Here is a 16,713-nt window from a genome sequence, read left to right on the forward strand (position 1 = left end):
GATGCCCGAGAAGATCAGGTCGACGTTCGGCCGCGCGTTCGGCGCCGTCCGCGACTTCACCATCGCCCAGCGCACGCTCGCGCTGCTCGCCCTCGCGATCCTCGTGGTCGGGATCGTCGCGCTCGTGTCGTGGGCGTCGCGCCCCAGCTACACGCCCCTGTTCTCCGGCATGTCGAGCGCGGACGCCGCCGCGATCGTCGACCAGCTCCGGTCGCAGGGCGTGCCCTACGAGCTGACCGACGGCGGCGGCACGGTGCTCGTGCCCGAGGAGCGGGTCTACGAGCAGCGGCTCGCGGCCGCGACGGCCGGCCTGCCCGCCGACGAGTCGACGGGCGGCTACTCGCTGCTCGACGAGATGGGCGTCACGTCGAGCGAGTTCCAGCAGGACGTGACGTACAAGCGCGCGCTCGAGGGCGAGCTCGCCCGCACCCTCTCCGCGATGGACGGCGTCGAGACGGCGACCGTCCAGCTCGCGATCCCCGAGGAGACGGTCTTCGCGGCCGAGCAGGGCACCCCGACCGCGTCGGTGTTCGTCGCTCCCGCCCGGGGCCAGAAGCTCACGACCGAGCAGGTCGAGGCGATGGTCCACCTCGTCTCGGCGTCGATCGACGGCATGGCGCCCACCGACGTCGCGGTCGTCGACGCGCAGGGCGAGGTGCTCTCCGAGGTCGGCGTCGGGGCGCGGTCGTCGGGCGAGCAGGCCGGGCAGTACGAGGAGAAGGTCTCCGGGCAGGTGCAGGCGATGCTCGACCGCGTCGTCGGCGCGGGGAACTCGACCGTCGCCGTCACCGCCCAGATGGACGTGGCGAGCTCCGAGCGGCTCGAGGAGACGTTCCGCACCCCGGAGGGCGGCCCGGTCCTCAACGAGTCCACGACGACCGAGGAGTACACCGGCGGGGCCGGGGGTACGGCGGGGGTGCTCGGCCCGGACAACATCGCCGTCCCGGGCGGTGCCGGCGCGGACAGCAGCTACACGTCCGAGGACGCCACGCGCAACAACGCGATCGACAAGGTCACCGAGACCACGACGACGCCCGCCGGCGCGCTGACCCGGCAGGCCGTGTCGGTCGCGCTCGACGCCGAGGTGGCCCGGGGGATGGACACGGCCGCCATCACCGCGATGGTCTCCGCCGCCGCCGGGATCGACGCCGAGCGCGGGGACACCGTCGAGGTCGCGGTGCTGCCGTTCGACACGGGCGCCGCGGAGTCGGCCCAGGCCGCGCTCGCCGCGGCGGAGGAGGCGGCCGCCGCCGAGAGCCGGGCGCAGATGCTGCGCACCGCGGCGGTCGTCGCCGGGGTGCTCATCGCCCTGGTGATCGTGCTCGTGGCCGTGCGGCGCGCCCGTCGTCGCCGCGAGCGGCGCGAGACGGTCGACCTCGAGGACCTCCGCATGACGACCCTGCACGAGCTCGACCGCGACGACGAGCACCCGGCGCTCCTGTCCGGCGGCGGTCAGGGCGAGCTCGAGCCCGTGCCCGAGCGGCCGGAGATCCAGCCGCCGACCCCGCGGTTCACGAGCCTCGACCAGCGTCGGGCCGAGATCGACGCGCTCGCGGCGACCGACCCCGACAAGACGGCCGAGTACCTGCGGGTGCTGCTCGCCGAGGACCGGGCGGGGGCGCAGCGATGAGCGTCACGACGGCACCGCCGGAGACGGCGCCCGCGGGCACCGGCGCCGCCGGCCTGGCGGCCGCCCTCGACCCCGCCGCCGCGGCGCTCGCGACCGAGGCCGCGCGCAAGGTCGCCGCGATGAGCGGGGTGCAGAAGGTCGCCCTGGTGCTCATGCAGCTCAGCCAGGAGCGGGCGGCGACGGTCCTGTCGCTGCTCTCCGAGGAGGAGGCCTCCGAGGTCGCCGCCGAGATCATGCGCACCCAGGTGGTGGACGAGGAGCTGGCGGTCGCGGCCCTCGACGAGTTCTACGACATGGCGCTGTCCGGCACGCCGCGCCCGCGCGGGGGCAAGGACTTCGCCGTCGGGCTGCTCGAGGCGTCGATGGGCGCCGACCGGGCGGCCGACGTCGTCGAGCGCCTCGTCGCGAGCATGCAGGGCAAGGCGTTCGAGTACCTCGACGGCACCGAGCCGGGACAGATCGTGTCCCTGCTCGACGGCGAGCACCCGCAGACCGTCGCGCTCGTCCTCGCGCACCTCAGCTCGGGCGTCGCGTCCGCGGTGCTCGCCAAGCTGGCCGACGACTACCGCACCGACGTCGCGCAGGCGCTCGCGACCATGGGCACCGCGTCGCCCGACGCGGTGAAGATCGTGTCGGAGCAGTTCCGCACCCGCATGGGCGCGAGCATCACCCCGCGCCAGCCGGTCGAGATCCTCGGCGGCGTCCAGCCGCTCGTCGACATCATCAACCGCTCCGACGGCGCCACCGAGAAGGCGGTCCTCGAAGGGCTCGAGGCCCGCGACCCGCAGCTCGCCGAGGAGGTCCGCTCGCGCATGCTGACCTTCGAGGACATCGCCTCGTTCGAGGCGCGCGACGTGCAGATCATCCTGCGCGGCGTCGAGATGTCGGTGCTCGCGCTCGCCATGAAGGGCACGACCGCCAAGGTCGTCGAGACGATCACGAAGAACATCTCCGAGCGCAACCGGGCGCTGCTGGAGGAGGAGGTCGCCGGGCTGGGCGGGGTGCGCATCAGCCAGGTCGAGGAGGCGCGCGCGGAGATCGTCCGCGTCGTCCGCAACCTCGAGGCCGACGAGAAGATCACGATCCACCGCACGGACGGGGACGAGCTTGTCTACTGACGCCTCCTTCGTGCCGCGGGCCGTGCCGGTCCTGCGCAGCGACCGCGTCGCGGAGGTCGAGGCGGCGGCGTCGGCCCGCGGGTACGCCGCCGGCTACGCGGCCGGGGCCCGCGCGGCCCGCGACGAGGCGGAGCACCTGCGCGCCGCGCTCGAGGCGGACCACGCACGGCGCACCGCCGAGCGGGACGAGCGGACCGCGCGCGCGGTCGCCGTCCTGCGCGAGGCCGCCCGGGCGCTCGGCGAGCGGACGGTCCCCGTCGTCGCCGCGGCGCAGGACGCCACGGTCCGGGGCGCGCTCGACCTCGCGGGGTCGGTCCTCGGGTACGAGCTCACCGACCGGCCGGGGGCCGCCCGCGCGGCCCTCGCGCGCGCGACGGCCGTCGCCGACGGCGCGGTCGTCGCCGTGCGGCTGCACCCCGACGACGTGAGCCTGCTGACCGAGGCCGGGGTCGACGACGTGCGCCTCGTCGCGGACGCGTCGCTCGACCGCGGCGACGCCGTCGCGGAGCTCGAGCACGGCTTCCTCGACGCGCGCGTGCGCGCCGCCGTCGACCGGGCGCGGGCCGAGCTGGCGCTGCTCGACGTCGGGCCCGACCTCACGCCCGACGCCGGACCCGGCGCGTCCGGAGGGTCGTCGTGACGGCCCCGGTCGGCTCGGCCGTCCCGAGCACGCGCACCGCGGCGGGCGCGTCCCGCCCGCACTCCCGCCCGCCCGCGCTCGAGTCCCTCGTCGCGGTGGCGCGGCCCGAGCGGGTCGGCGTCGTGACGTCGGCCGTCGGGCTGAGCCTCGAGGTCGCGGGCCTGAGCTGCGGCATCGGCGACCTCGTCCACGTCGGCGACGGCCCGCACCCCCTCGACGCGGAGGTCGTCGCGACCGCCGAGGGCAGGGCGCGCTGCATGCCGCTCGGCCGGCTCTCCGGTGTCCGCGCGGGCGACCCGGTGCGCACGCGCGGCACCGGGGTCCTCGTCCCGACCGGGCGCGGGCTGTTCGGCCGCGTGGTCGACGCGCTCGGCCGCCCCGTGGACGGGCGCGGCCCGCTCGGGCGCGCGCCCCGCGTGCCCGTGGACGCGGACGCGCCCGCCGCGATGGAGCGGGCGCGCATCGACACGCCGCTCCAGACCGGCGTGCGGGTCCTCGACACGCTCACCACGCTCGGCCGGGGGCAGCGCATCGGGCTGTTCGCCGGCTCGGGCGTCGGCAAGTCGTCGCTGCTGTCGATGGTCGCGCGCGGGACCGACGCCGAGGTGTCGGTCATCGCGCTCGTCGGCGAGCGCGGGCGCGAGGTGCGCGAGTTCCTCGAGGACGACCTCGGCCCCGAGGGCCTGGCCCGGTCGGTCGTCGTCGTCGCGACCTCCGACGAGCCCGCGATGATGCGCCGGCGCGCAGCCTTCACGGCGACCCGGATCGCCGAGTCGTTCCGGGAGGCCGGGTCGCACGTCGTCCTCATGATGGACTCCCTCACGCGCGTGTCCATGGCGCAGCGCGAGATCGGGCTGTCCGTGGGGGAGCCCCCCGCGACGCGCGGCTACCCGCCGTCGACGTTCTCCCTCATGGGGAACCTGCTCGAGCGCGCGGGCACCGCGGCGACGGGCTCCGTCACCGGGATCTACACCGTCCTCGTCGACGGCGACGACCACAACGAGCCGATCGCCGACCAGGCGCGCTCGATCCTCGACGGGCACGTGGTGCTCGACCGGTCCATCGCCGTCTCGGGCCACTACCCGGCGGTCGACGCGCTCGCGTCGGTCTCGCGCGTCGCGTCGCGCGTGACCACGCCCGAGCAGAGGTCGGTCGCGCTCACGCTGCGCCGGGTCCTCGCGGCGCGCCGCAAGGCCCAGGACATCCTCGACATCGGGGCGTACAAGAAGGGCACCGACCCGCTCGTCGACGCGAGCCTCGAGCACCAGGGGGCGATCGACGCCTTCCTGCAGCAGGTCATGACCGACAGGACGCCGGCCGAGGAGTCGTGGGCGCGCCTCACGCGGCTCACCCAGGTGCTGGCCGGAGGGGAGGACTGATGGCGGGGAAGTTCCGGCTCGCGGGCGTGCTGCGCCTGCGTCGGCTCGAGGAGGACGGCGCCAAAGCGGCGCTCGCGAGCGCGCACGCGGACCTCGCGCGCACCGTGGAGGAGGCGGGCGGTCTCGCCGCCTACCTCGACGCCTCGCCCGAGCGCCCGACGACGAGCGCGGCCCTGTCCGGTCTCGCGGCCTCGCGCGCCGCGGCGAGCGCGCTGTTCTCCGTGCTCGAGTCCGAGGAGCGCGTGCGCGCGCACGCCGTGGACGAGGCGCGCGCCGAGCTCGCGCGCGCCCGCGCCGCCGCGCTGGGCCTCGAGAAGCTCGAGGAGCGGCACGACGCCGAGACGGCCCGCGCGGAAGGTCGCGCCGACCAGGCCGCGCTCGACGAGATCGCCTCGGCCGCGCGGCGCACGACGGCCGGGGGGTCGACGACGTGAGCATGACCCAGGCGCTCGCCCGCGTGGGCGAGATCCGCACGGAGATCGTCGCGCTGCACGACGTCGTGACCGCCCCCGGCCGGTCGACGGCGGCACCGTCCACGAGCGCGACCGACTTCGCGTCGGCGCTCTCGGCGCTCGCGGCGCTGCCGACGACGGGCGCGGCGGGCACCGGCTCGGACGTGGTCGGGCGCCTGCTCGGCACGCTGTCCGGGGCGACGGGCGCCGACGAGCTCGCGCGCAGCGCGCTGTTCGGGGCGGGGGCGTCGCCGGGCGCCGCGGCGGGGGCGGCCGTCGTGCCGGCGGCGCCCGCGGCGCCGGTCGGCCCGGCGACCGCGCCGGACGGCGCGACCGACGGCGTGGCGGGACGGTCGGTCGTCGAGACGGCGCGCCAGTACCTCGGCGTGCCGTACGTGTGGGGCGGCGAGAGCCTCGGCGAGGGCGGTCTCGACTGCTCGGGCCTCGTCCAGCTCGTGTACTCCGCGCACGGCGTCGACCTGCCGCGCGTCGCGCGCGACCAGATGCGCCAGGGGACCGAGGTCGGCTCGCTCGCCGAGGCGCGCCCCGGCGACCTCGTGGTGCAGCGCGGGGGCAAGCACATCGGCATCTACGTGGGTGACGGGCAGATGATCCACGCGCCCAAGCCCGGCCGCACCGTCGAGATCACGGACGTCACCGACGCCTCCGTGACGACCGTCCGCCGCGTGATCGGCTGAGGAGGACCACGATGACCCTGACCACGAACGCCCTGGTCGCGGCTCCGGCACCGGCCACGACGGCGCGGCCCCGGGCGGCGTCCGGAGCGTCGGCCGACGCGTTCGGCCGCAGCTTCGACGCCGCGCTCGGCGAGGCGGCCCGCAGCCGCCCCGAGCCCGCGCGGCTTCCCGGCGGCACCCCTGCCGACCGGGCCGTCGACGACGGCACGCGCGTCGCCGGGTCCTCGAACGACAGCACCTCGACCGCCGGGCTCTCGACCGACGGGTCCTCGACCGACGGGCCCGCGACCGCGGGGCCCCCCGGCGCCGACTCCTCGGCGGACGGCGCGACCGCCGCGGACGACCAGCCCGCCGGGCCGCCCGTGCCCGTCGGCCTGCCGGGCCTGCCGGTGCTCCCCGACGCGCCGCCCGTCGGCCTCGACGGCGCGCTCGCCGTCACGGCCACGCCGGACGGCACGGCGCCCGCCGCCGTGGCGGACGACGCGGCGGCCGGCGACGCGCACGGCCCGGCGGGCGCGGCGCCGTCGGCCGACGCCACAGCGGCGCCGGGTGCGCCCGCTCCGGCCACGGCCGACCGCCCGGGCGCACCCGGCACAACCTCGGCACCCGGCGCAGCCCCGGCGGCCGGCACAGCCACTGCGGTCGGCACCGCCTCAGCAGCCGGCCTGGGCGAGGCTCGGAGGCCGACCGGTGCGCCGTGGTCGTCCGACCCGACGGCGACGGCGGCCGGCCCGGCGACCGTGCCCGCCGCGACGCGGGCGAGCGGTGCTGCCGGAGAGGCCGTCGCCACGGCCGGATCCCTGGCGAGCGCCGGGCCCGGGGCCGGGACGAGCACGACCCCGCCGCCGGGTCCGGTCCCCGCCGCACCGGGTGCGCCGGTCCCCGCCGCGCAGACCAACCCCGGGGGCCTCGCCGTCGCTCCTGCACCGGGGGAGGCGGACGGCGTGACGGCCCCGGCCCCGACCGGCCCGGAGGGCACGGCCCTCGCGCCGGAGGCCGCGCCGCGGGCCTCCGCGGAGCTCCTCGCCGCCGCGCCCGTCCCGACCCCCGCCGCACCGGCCGCCGCCGGCGCGCCCGCGGTGACCGCCCCGGCGGCGGCGTCGCACCCGGCACAGCCGCTGCACGCCCAGGTCACCGGGCCCGTCGTCCGGCTCGCCGAGGCGGGCGACGGCGACCACGTGCTCACGCTCTCCGTGACGCCCGAGAACCTCGGGCCCGTGACGGTCCGCGCGCACGTCGCGGGCGGTGACCTGCGCATCGAGCTCTACGCGCCGCACGACACGGGCCGCGAGGCGCTGCGCGCCATCGTCGCCGACCTGCGGCGCGACCTCGCGGGCATCGCGGGCGGGGCGTCGTCGGTCACCGTCGCGGACGCGGGAGCACCGGCCGCGGCCGGGGACGGTCGGGACGGCCGCGGTGCCACCGCCGACGGGTCCGGCGCACGTCGCGACCCGCAGGAGCCCGGCGCGCGCGACCACGGCCCGGGCCGCCCGCACCGAGGGGCCACCGAGCCCGAGACCGAGCCGACAGTGGTCGGCAGGACGTACGGCGCCGCCCGGCGCCTCGACGTCCTCGTCTGAGGAGAGGAACCACGTGCCCGTCGAACCCGTGAGCGCGCCGGCGCCGGCATCGATGTATGCCACGAAGAGCGTGCGCGCGCCCAAGCAGGAGTACGACAGCGAGCTCTTCCTCGGGCTCCTCGTGACCCAGCTGCGCAACCAGGACCCGTCCAGCTCCATGGACACGGGCGAGATCGTCTCGCAGACGACGTCGCTCGCCATGATGGAGGCGCTCACGCGGATGAGCGGGCTCGTCGAGGAGTCGTTCGCGCTCCAGATGCGTCAGTCGGCCGCCGACCTCCTGGGCAACAAGGTCTCCTACCTCGACGCCGACGGCGTCGAGCACACGGGCACCGCCACCGCGGTGTCGTACCGCGACGCGGTACCCACCGTGACGATCGGCGGGGTGACGGTCGACCTCGACCACGTCTCCGCCGTCACCTCCTCGGTCAGCACGGATGCCACCGGGACCCCGGCAGCCACGGACGGCGCCACCGACGACCACGGCAGCTCCGCCGCCTGACCCGAAAGGACTCTCGTGCTCCGCTCCCTCAACACCGGAATCTCCGGCCTGCGCGCCCACCAGAACATGCTGGACGTCACGGGCAACAACATCGCGAACGTCAACACGACGGGCTTCAAGTCCTCGCGCACCCAGTTCCAGGACACGCTGTCCCAGCTCGTCGCGGCGGGTGTCGCGCCGGACCAGCAGGTCGGCGGCGCGAACCCCGCGCAGATCGGCCTCGGCGTCACGACGGCCGCCATCACGACGCAGTTCACGCAGGGCGCCGCGCAGACCACGGGCGTCCCGACCGACCTCATGATCGACGGCGACGGGTTCTTCGTCGTCGAGCGGGGTGGCCAGGCGTACTACACGCGCAACGGCGGGTTCACGTTCGACGGCGCGGGCCGGCTCGTCAACGCGAGCGGCGACCTCGTCCAGGGCTGGACCGCCACCGACGGCGTGGTGAACACGAGCAGCCCGCTCGGCAACCTCACGATCCCCGTCGGGGACGTCATCCCGCCCCGCGCGACCACGGGCGTGACGTTCGGGGGCAACCTGCCCTCGGACGCGGCGGACGGCACCGAGCTCGTGCGCGACGTCGAGGTCTTCGACGCGGCGGGCCGGGCCAGCAAGCTCTCGCTCGTCTTCACGGCCGCGGGCGGCGGCTGGTCCGTGAGCGCCCGGGACGGCGCGACCGGCGCCACGCTCGCCGGCCCGCAGGCCCTGACGTTCACCGGCGGCGCCCTGACCGGCGGCGGGTCCCTCGCCGTCGGCGGCGTGACGGTCGGCCTCGACGGGCTCACCTCGTACGCGGGGCTGTCCAACGTCGCCGTCGCGAGCAAGGACGGCGGGGCCGCCGGGTCGCTCACGTCGTACTCCGTCTCCGGCGACGGCTCGATCGTCGGCCGCTACTCGAACGGCCGGACCGAGGTCCTCGGCCAGGTCGCGCTCGCGACGTTCACCAACGCCGGCGGGCTCGAGAAGGCGGGCGACTCGCTCTTCGCGGCGACGCAGTACTCGGGCGACCTGCTGGTCGGCGCCGCGGGCGACCCGGGCCTCGGCTCGATCACCGCGGGCGCTCTCGAGATGTCGAACGTCGACCTCTCGCAGGAGTTCACCAACCTCATCGTGTCGCAGCGCGGGTTCCAGGCGAACTCGCGCGTGATCACGACGTCCGACGAGGTGCTCACCGAGCTCGTCAACCTCAAGCGCTGACCCGGGCGCTATGGGGTGCCTCCCGGCCCGACCGGGAGGCACCCCACCGCACCCCGGACCGAACCCCGGACCGGACCCCGCACCGACCCCCGACCCGCACCTCCGTCCCGAACCCGTCCGCACCTGACCCGGACCCGTCCCACCCGAAGGGAGAGCCGTGATCGTCCTCACGCGCTTCAGCTCCGAGCGCATCGCGATCAACGCGGACCTGGTGGCCCGCGTCGAGACCAACCCGGACACGCGCGTGACGCTCATCGACGGCTCGCGCTACATCGTGACCGAGCCCATGGAGGTCGTGATCCGCCTCGTCGAGGAGCACAAGGCGCGCGTGCTCGCGCTCGCGCGCTCCCTGCCCGCCCCCGCCGAGCGCGCGCCGCTCGAGGTCGTCCGGTCCGCGCCCGACGACGCCCCCGCCCCCGGCGACCGCCCGGTCGCCCTCGCACCCCTGCCCGACACGAGGACGAAGTAGGCCATGGACCCCGCAACCATCATCGGCATCCTCGTCGCGTTCGGCTCGCTCATCGCGATGGTGTACCTCGAGGGGTCGCAGATCACCTCGATCCTGCTCCCGGCACCGATCATCCTCGTGTTCGGGGCGAGCATCTTCGCCGCCGTCGCGTCGGGGACGCTCAAGGACTCGGTCCGGGCCTTCAAGACGCTGCCGCGCGCGTTCACGGGCAAGGCGCCCCGTCCCGCGGAGGCCATCGAGGAGGTGGTCCGGGCCGCGGAGATCGTCCAGAACGACGGCGGCCTGCTCGCCCTCGAGGCCGAGTCCCAGAAGACGGACGACCCGTTCCAGCGCAGCGCGCTGCAGTCGCTCGCCGACGGCTCGGACGCCGAGCAGCTGCGCACCCTGCTCGAGGAGCGGATCGAGACCAAGGCCCGCGAGGACGCCGTCGCGTACGACTTCTTCAACGCGATCGGCGGCTACGCCCCCACGATCGGCATCGTCGGCACCGTCGTCTCGCTGACCCACGTGCTGGAGAACCTGTCCGAGCCCGAGAAGCTCGGGCACATGATCGCCGCGGCGTTCATCGCGACCCTGTGGGGCATCCTCTCCGCCAACTTCATCTGGCTGCCCATCGGCGCGAAGCTCAAGCGCCTGTCCGACCTCGAGATCGAGCGGCTCCACGTCCTCCTCGAGGGCTACATGTCGATCCAGGCGGGCTCGCGCGCCCGGGTCATCGACGAGCGGCTCAAGACGATGGTCCCCGAGTGGTCGTTGCCCGAGGACAAGGCCGCCTGATGGCGCGGCGTCGCAGGGGCGGCCACGGGGGCGGGGGCGGCGGTGGCGGGCACGACACGGGCGGCTCCGGCCGCTGGATGGTGTCGTACATGGACATGGTGACCGTCCTCATGTGCCTGTTCATCGTCCTGTTCGCCATCAGCTCGGTCGACCAGGGCAAGTACCAGGAGCTGAAGTCCTCCCTCGCGGAGGGCTTCGGCAACGTCGAGGACGCCGCGGTCGTCGAGGAGGTCGTCGAGAACCCGGCCAAGGAGCCGGTCGACGTCGAGACGGACCTCGAGCGCGCGCTCGACGAGGTGTCGGACCTCTCGGCGCTGCGCGACGCGATGGCCCGCGACCTCGCCGCGCACGGGCGGTCCGACACGGTCCGGTTCGACATCGACGAGCGCGGGCTGACCGTGCGGCTCGTGTCCGCGGACACGTTCTTCTCGCCCGGGAGCGCGGACCTCACGCAGGAGGCGCGGGCGGTGCTCGACGTCGTGGGCCCGGCGCTCGCGCCGACCGCGCACGAGATCCGCATCGAGGGCAACGCGGACTACACCTCGACCGTGACGTCGGTCTTCCCGTCGAACTGGGAGCTGTCGTCGTCGCGCGCCACCGCGGTGCTGCGCCACCTCGTCGAGCAGGACGGTCTCGCCGAGCACCGGATCGCCGCGGTGGGCTTCGGCTCGGCGCGCCCGCTCGCCGAGGGCACGAGCCCCGAGGCGCTCGCGACGAACCGCCGCGTCGACATCATGGTGCTCTCGTCCGCGCCGGAGGCCGTGCGCGCGCTCATCCCGCAGGTGCTCTCGGGGCAGCTCAGCGCGGCGGACGTCCCGGCCGCGGAGGCGGACGCGCGGGCTCTCGCGCGGGCCGCCGAGACGGCGGGAGAGGCGGGCGCACCGGGGGAGTGACGCGGTCCGTCGAGCCTGCGCGGCGTCGCGCAGGCTCGCGTCGTGCGCGCCCGCATAGGAGCGGTCGTGAGCACGACGACACCCGAGCGGGTCCAGCAGCCCGCACCGAGCCGCAAGGTCGAGGTCTACGACTTCCGCCGCCCGACGACGCTCGTCCGCGAGCACCACCGCATCCTCGAGATGGCGTTCGAGAGCTTCGCGCGCCAGTGGGGCACGCAGCTCACGGCCCGCGTGCGGGTCGTGAGCCAGGTCAACCTCGCCGCGGTCGCGATGCGCACCTACGACGACTACGTCGCCGAGCTGCCCGTGACGACGACGTTCGTCGTGTGCGAGCTCGAGGGGATCGGCCCGCGCGCCGTCCTGCAGTTCCCGCACACGGACGCCCTCACGTGGATCGCCCACATGCTCGGCGCCGGACCGAGCATCCCGGTCGTCGACCGCAAGTTCACCGACGTCGAGCGCACGCTCGTGACGTCGCTGCTCACCGAGACGCTGCGCGACCTGCGCCACTCGATGGGCCGGCTCCTCGAGAACCCGCTGCGGATCTCGTCGATCCAGCACAACTCACAGTTCGCCCAGGCCGCCCCGACCGCCGAGCTCATGATCGTCGCCGAGCTCGACCTCCGCGTCGGCGAGCGCGCGTGCCGGGCGACCCTCGCCGTGCCGTCGGTCGCGCTGCTGCCGCACCTCGGCGAGGCCAACCCGGCGGACGACCCCGCCGACGCGACCCGGCGCACGCGCCAGCACGTCGCGCGCTCGCTCGTCGACGTCACCGTCGAGCTCACCGGCGCGTCCATGACGCCGACCGAGGTGCTGGACCTCGCCGTCGGCGACGTCGTGCACGTCCCCCACGCCCAGTCCCGCCCGCTCGACGTCATCGTCGACGGCCACGTCCTGGCCCGCGGCGCCGTCGGCTCGTCCGGCTCCCGCCTCGCCTGCCGCATCGTCACCACCGAGGAGAACTGACCCATGAGCACCGCCACCCCGGTCGAGCAGTCCGTCGTCGAGGCCGCGTCGGCCGCCGCCCACGCGCTCGTCGAGCTCGTCCCGACCAGCACCCCGCTGCGCGCGGCCCTGCGCGGCGGCGCCCCCGTCGGCCCGCAGGCCGCGCGGGCGGTCGTCGCCTCGTACGTGGGGGACTCCGGCACCGACCTCGCGCTCGCACTCATCGACCAGGACGCGCTCGCCGACGCCTCCCAGGAGGCGGCGCTCGACGTCACCGACGTCCTGCGCCCCGCCCTGGAGGCCGCGGGGGCGACCACCGGCGTCGGCGTGCTCGGGGAGGTGCGCGTCGCCGACGCGACCGCGCTCTTCGAGGACCCGGAGTCCGTCGTGTTCGAGCTCTCCACGGACGACGGCCCGACGGCGGGCTGGTTCGTCGTGCGCACGCGCCGCGCGCTCCAGAGCCTGCCCGACGAGGCCGTGACCGGCGCGCGGCTCGCGCGCATCTCCAACGTCGAGATGCGCCTCTCCGTGATCGTGGGCCGCACCCGGATGCCGGTGCGGGACGTGCTCAGCCTCGAGCCGGGCGCCGTCGTCGAGCTCGACCGGTCCGCCGGGGCGCCGGCGGACGTGCAGCTCAACGGGCGCACGATCGCCAAGGGCGAGGTCGTGGTCGTCGACGGCGGCGACTACGGGGTGCGCATCACCAAGATCCTCGACGCGGACGACTGACCGGCATGGACGTCACCACCGTGCTGCGCGTCGCCTTCTCGCTGGCGGTCGTGCTCGGGCTCCTGTGGGTCTCGTACCGCGTCGCGAGCAAGACCTCGCGCTCCGCGCCGCGCGGGCGCCAGGAGCAGCTGACCGTGGTCGCGCGCCAGGGGCTGTCGCAGAAGAGCGCCGCGGTCCTGCTCGAGGCCGGGGGCCGGCGGTACCTCCTCGGCGTGACGGAGTCGTCCGTGACCGTCATCGACGGCCCGACACCCGTCCCGTCCGACGTCCCGCCCACCGCGGTCACCGCGGTCACCGCCGCGGACGCGACGCCCGGTGCTCCGACCTCGGACGAGCCGTCGTTCGACGACGCCGTCACCGCGGCACGGCTGTGGCTCGCGCAGCCGCCCGCGAACGGGGACGCCCCGGCGTGGAACGGCGAGCGCGGCTCGGTTCCCACCGACGTGCCCACCGGCGCGCCCGCCGCCGCGCCCCCGGCCGTCTCGGGGCCTCGGGTCGGGACCCCCGGGACCGCCGTCGTCGTCGCGCCGCCCGTGCCGACGAGCGCCCTGCGCACCTTCCTCGCGCCCGACACGTGGCGCAAGGCCGCGCGGGTCGTGCGAGGAGGTGCCCGGTGACCCGCGCCCTCCCGTCGCGCCGCGCGCTGCGCGTCGCGGTGCTCGTCGGGGCGGTCCTGCTCCTCGTCGCGGTCGCGACCGTCCTGCTCGCGCCCCACGCGGGCGCCGCGGTCGTCGACCCGACCGACCCGGCCCCGCCCACCCAGCCGGTCGACCCGCAGGGCGGCGGGTCGACGCTCTCGGTGGAGATCAACGGGCCGAACGGCGAGCCGTCGTCGTCCCTCGTGACGCTGGTCGGCATCACGCTGCTGTCGCTCGCGCCGACGCTGCTGCTCATGATGACGTCGTTCACCAAGATCTTCGTCGTCCTCGCCCTGACCCGGAACGCGCTGGGCACCGCCACGGTGCCGCCCAACATGGTCCTCGCCGGGCTCGCGCTGTTCCTCTCGCTGTTCGTCATGTGGCCGGTGTTCGGCGAGATCAACGACGCCGCGGTCCAGCCCTACCTCGACGGCACCACGACCTTCAGCCAGGCGCTCGACGCGGGCGCCGTGCCGCTGCGGGAGTTCATGCTCGCCCACACGCGCGAGGAGGACCTCGCGCTCATGACGCGCGCCGCCGACCTCGAGAACCCGGCGACCCCCGTCGACGTCCCGCTCACGACGCTCGTCCCCGCGTTCGTCATCTCGGAGCTCCGCGCCGCGTTCATCATCGGGTTCGTCGTCTTCGTGCCGTTCCTCGTCATCGACCTCGTCGTCGCCGCGGCCCTCATGAGCATGGGCATGATGATGCTGCCGCCCACGATGATCTCGCTGCCGTTCAAGCTGCTGCTCTTCGTCCTCGTCGACGGGTGGGGTCTCATCACGACCTCGCTCATCGGCTCGTACGGGATGGGTTGACCGTGGAGACCGCCGCCGTCCTCGACGTCGCCACGCAGGCGCTCGTCCTCGCCGCCAAGCTCGCGGCCCCCGTGCTCGTCACGTCGCTCGTCGTGGGGCTCGCCATCTCGATCGTGCAGTCCGTCACGCAGATCCAGGAGATCACGCTCTCGTTCGTCCCCAAGGCGCTCGCGGTCGCCGTCGCGCTCGTCGTGTGCGGCAACTGGATGATCGGCGAGATGGTGACGTTCACGCACGAGATGTTCGACCTCATCCCGTCGCTGCTGAACGGGGGCTGACGTCCCGTGCAGCTCGAGATCGACCTCGCGTGGCTCCAGGCGACGATGCTCGCGGGCGTCCGCATGGCCGCGTTCATGACCATCGCGCCGCCGTTCTCGCACCACGCCATCCCGCGCCAGGTCCGCGCGATCCTCGCGGTGTCGCTCGGGCTCGTGGTCTCCGGTCGTGCCGCCCCCGGGTACGAGGCGACCGGCACCGCGACGTTCCTCGCGCACCTCGTCGCCGAGGCGGTCACGGGGGCGATGCTCGGGACGCTCGTCATGGTCGTCTTCTCGGCGATCACCGCCGCCGGCGCCCACCTCGACCTGTTCGGCGGGTTCTCGCTCGGCATGGCGTACGACCCCCAGACGAACGTCAACGGGTCGCAGTTCACGCGCCTCTTCGCGCTCCTCGCGGTCGTGCTCATGTTCGTCTCCGACGCGTACCAGCTGATGGTGCTCGGCCTCGCCCGCTCCTACGAGGCCGTCCCGGTGGGCGGCCTGGCCAGCGTCCCGGCGGCGTCGTTCGTCGAGGCCCTCACCGGGTCGTTCGTGGCGGGGCTGCAGATCGCCGGGCCGATCGTCGTCGTGCTCTTCCTGGCCGACGCCGGGCTCGGCCTGGTCAACCGGGTCGCCCCCGCGCTCAACGCGTTCGCGATGGGCTTCCCGCTGAAGATCTTCCTCACGCTCGCGCTCGTCGGGACCGTGCTCGTCGCGCTGCCGCACGTCGTCTCGGTGCTCACGGCCGAGGCCGTCGAGCGCATGGGCGGGGTGGGCTGATGGCCGACTCCACCGAGGAGAAGACCGAGCAGGCCTCCGACCGGAAGATGAAGGAGGTCCGGTCCAAGGGCCAGCTCGGCAAGTCGCAGGACCTCACGGCCTGGGTCGGGGTCGGGATCGCCGGCGCGGTGATCCCGCTGACCGTGAGCGCCGCGGCACGGGCCGCGACCGACCAAGTGCTGTCGCTGCGCACCGTGATCGAGAACCCCGAGCCCGCGGTCGCGCTCCAGCTCGCGCAGGACGCGCTCGGTTCCGTGGTGCCGACCATGCTGCCGCTGCTCGGGGCGATCGCCGTCGCCGTGCTGCTCGCGTCGGTCGCGCAGGGCGGCCTGCACCTGAAGCGGCTGAGGCCCGAGGCCGACCAGTTCAACCCGATGAGCGGGCTCAAGCGGATGTTCGGGGCGCAGGCGCTGTGGAACGGCGCCAAGGCCCTGCTCAAGACGACGGTCGTCGGCGTCGTGCTCTACGCGGTCGTCCAGTCCCTCATGCCGGTCCTCCTGGCCGCGGGCGGCCTGCCGATCGCCTCGCTGCTCGAGGCGGCGGGCTCCGGCGTGCGCTCGCTCCTGGTCTGGGCGACGGCGGCGGGCCTCACGCTCGCGCTGTTCGACGTGCTCGTCGTGGCGCGTCGCAACCGCAAGAAGACACGCATGACCAAGAAGGAGCTCAAGGACGAGAACAAGAGCACCGACGGCGACCCGCTCGTGAAGTCGCAGCGCCGGTCGATGGCGCGCTCGATGACGCGCAACCGCATGATCGCCGCCGTGGCCGACGCGGACGTCGTCGTCGTCAACCCGACCCACGTCGCCGTCGCGCTGCGGTACGAGCCCGGACGCTCCGCACCGCGCGTCGTCGCGAAGGGCGCCGACCACGTCGCCGCCCGCATCCGCGAGAAGGCCGAGGAGTCGCGGGTGCCGATGGTCCGCGACGTCCCGCTCGCGCGCGCCCTGCACCGGGCGTGCGACGTCGGGCAGGAGGTGCCCGTCGAGCTCTACATGGCCGTCGCGCGCGTCCTCGCGTTCGTCATGGCGCTCACGCGCCGCGGCGCGGCGGCCTCGTCCGTCCCGCACCGCATGGCCCGCCCGGCGATCGCGCCGGGCGAGTGGCCCGCCGCCGACGACGCGCGGGCCGCATGACCTCGCCCGGCCCAGCCGTCGGCGCGCGCTGCGGCGGCCACGACCTGCATAGGACGTCGCGTCAGCAGCCGCCGACGC

At 75.1% G+C, this 16,713-nt stretch carries 19 protein-coding genes; all 19 read left to right on the forward strand.

The annotated features are described in order from the left end of the window. Nucleotide 1 precedes the first annotated feature (1 nt). On the forward strand, nucleotides 2–1,630 hold the full coding sequence (fliF, locus tag RSE42_RS04285) for a flagellar basal-body MS-ring/collar protein FliF (RefSeq protein ID WP_034652806.1): 1,629 nt from the start codon (nucleotides 2–4) through the stop codon (nucleotides 1,628–1,630). Next, the gene (fliG, locus tag RSE42_RS04290; protein WP_081600280.1) at nucleotides 1,627–2,748 is read left to right on the forward strand and encodes a flagellar motor switch protein FliG; all 1,122 of its coding nucleotides are present in this window, start codon (nucleotides 1,627–1,629) and stop codon (nucleotides 2,746–2,748) included. Before fliF ends, fliG begins: the two co-directional genes overlap by 4 nt. After that, on the forward strand, nucleotides 2,738–3,388 hold the full coding sequence (locus tag RSE42_RS04295; protein ID WP_415297932.1) for a FliH/SctL family protein: 651 nt from the start codon (nucleotides 2,738–2,740) through the stop codon (nucleotides 3,386–3,388). The genes fliG and RSE42_RS04295 overlap by 11 nt, the downstream gene beginning before the upstream one ends. A 95-nt stretch (nucleotides 3,389–3,483) precedes the next feature. Then, nucleotides 3,484–4,767, forward strand: coding sequence for a FliI/YscN family ATPase (locus tag RSE42_RS04300; protein WP_232322819.1), 1,284 nt, complete (start codon nucleotides 3,484–3,486; stop codon nucleotides 4,765–4,767). Continuing rightward, a complete protein-coding gene (locus tag RSE42_RS04305; protein ID WP_415297933.1) occupies nucleotides 4,767–5,201 on the forward strand; it encodes a flagellar export protein FliJ in 435 nt (144 codons plus the stop codon). The genes RSE42_RS04300 and RSE42_RS04305 overlap by 1 nt, the downstream gene beginning before the upstream one ends. A gap of 2 nt (nucleotides 5,202–5,203) precedes the next feature. Next, entirely contained in the window at nucleotides 5,204–5,917 is a 714-nt protein-coding gene (locus RSE42_RS04310) for a C40 family peptidase (RefSeq protein WP_415298827.1), read from the forward strand. Between the two features lie 11 nt (nucleotides 5,918–5,928). Then, nucleotides 5,929–7,497 (forward strand): flagellar hook-length control protein FliK, encoded by a 1,569-nt coding sequence (locus tag RSE42_RS04315; RefSeq protein ID WP_415297934.1) that lies wholly within the window; start codon nucleotides 5,929–5,931, stop codon nucleotides 7,495–7,497. 13 nt (nucleotides 7,498–7,510) lie between these two features. Then, a complete protein-coding gene (locus RSE42_RS04320; RefSeq protein ID WP_061266696.1) occupies nucleotides 7,511–7,999 on the forward strand; it encodes a flagellar hook capping FlgD N-terminal domain-containing protein in 489 nt (162 codons plus the stop codon). A 15-nt stretch (nucleotides 8,000–8,014) separates the two neighbouring features. Then, a complete protein-coding gene (locus tag RSE42_RS04325) occupies nucleotides 8,015–9,196 on the forward strand; it encodes a flagellar hook protein FlgE (protein WP_086149048.1) in 1,182 nt (393 codons plus the stop codon). Between the two features lie 157 nt (nucleotides 9,197–9,353). Further along, entirely contained in the window at nucleotides 9,354–9,665 is a 312-nt protein-coding gene (locus RSE42_RS04330; protein ID WP_034652796.1) for a flagellar FlbD family protein, read from the forward strand. A 3-nt stretch (nucleotides 9,666–9,668) separates the two neighbouring features. Beyond that, nucleotides 9,669–10,442 carry a motility protein A gene (locus RSE42_RS04335; RefSeq protein WP_021483317.1) on the forward strand — a complete coding sequence of 258 codons (774 nt, stop codon included), beginning with the start codon at nucleotides 9,669–9,671 and terminating at the stop codon, nucleotides 10,440–10,442. Then, complete coding sequence (locus RSE42_RS04340; RefSeq protein ID WP_081600165.1) at nucleotides 10,442–11,335, forward strand: flagellar motor protein MotB; 894 nt, start codon at nucleotides 10,442–10,444, stop codon at nucleotides 11,333–11,335. Before RSE42_RS04335 ends, RSE42_RS04340 begins: the two co-directional genes overlap by 1 nt. A 66-nt stretch (nucleotides 11,336–11,401) precedes the next feature. Beyond that, the gene (locus tag RSE42_RS04345; protein WP_061266698.1) at nucleotides 11,402–12,301 is read left to right on the forward strand and encodes a flagellar motor switch protein FliM; all 900 of its coding nucleotides are present in this window, start codon (nucleotides 11,402–11,404) and stop codon (nucleotides 12,299–12,301) included. A gap of 3 nt (nucleotides 12,302–12,304) precedes the next feature. Next, a complete protein-coding gene (gene fliN, locus RSE42_RS04350) occupies nucleotides 12,305–13,009 on the forward strand; it encodes a flagellar motor switch protein FliN (RefSeq protein WP_034652790.1) in 705 nt (234 codons plus the stop codon). Nucleotides 13,010–13,014: 5 nt separating this feature from the next. Next, entirely contained in the window at nucleotides 13,015–13,626 is a 612-nt protein-coding gene (locus RSE42_RS04355) for a FliO/MopB family protein (protein WP_085388469.1), read from the forward strand. Further along, complete coding sequence (fliP, locus tag RSE42_RS04360; protein WP_415297935.1) at nucleotides 13,623–14,465, forward strand: flagellar type III secretion system pore protein FliP; 843 nt, start codon at nucleotides 13,623–13,625, stop codon at nucleotides 14,463–14,465. Before RSE42_RS04355 ends, fliP begins: the two co-directional genes overlap by 4 nt. A 2-nt stretch (nucleotides 14,466–14,467) precedes the next feature. Continuing rightward, nucleotides 14,468–14,743, forward strand: a complete 276-nt coding sequence (fliQ, locus tag RSE42_RS04365; RefSeq protein ID WP_021482560.1) for a flagellar biosynthesis protein FliQ — start codon at nucleotides 14,468–14,470, stop codon at nucleotides 14,741–14,743. Nucleotides 14,744–14,749: 6 nt separating this feature from the next. Next, nucleotides 14,750–15,502, forward strand: a complete 753-nt coding sequence (locus RSE42_RS04370; protein ID WP_144721656.1) for a flagellar biosynthetic protein FliR — start codon at nucleotides 14,750–14,752, stop codon at nucleotides 15,500–15,502. Next, nucleotides 15,502–16,635 (forward strand): flagellar biosynthesis protein FlhB, encoded by a 1,134-nt coding sequence (locus tag RSE42_RS04375; protein ID WP_076403286.1) that lies wholly within the window; start codon nucleotides 15,502–15,504, stop codon nucleotides 16,633–16,635. Before RSE42_RS04370 ends, RSE42_RS04375 begins: the two co-directional genes overlap by 1 nt. The last annotated feature ends 78 nt before the right edge of the window (nucleotides 16,636–16,713 follow it).

It is taken from the genome of Cellulosimicrobium sp. SJTW-1, from assembly GCF_047716875.1.
GTDB lineage: Bacteria > Actinomycetota > Actinomycetes > Actinomycetales > Cellulomonadaceae > Cellulosimicrobium > Cellulosimicrobium funkei.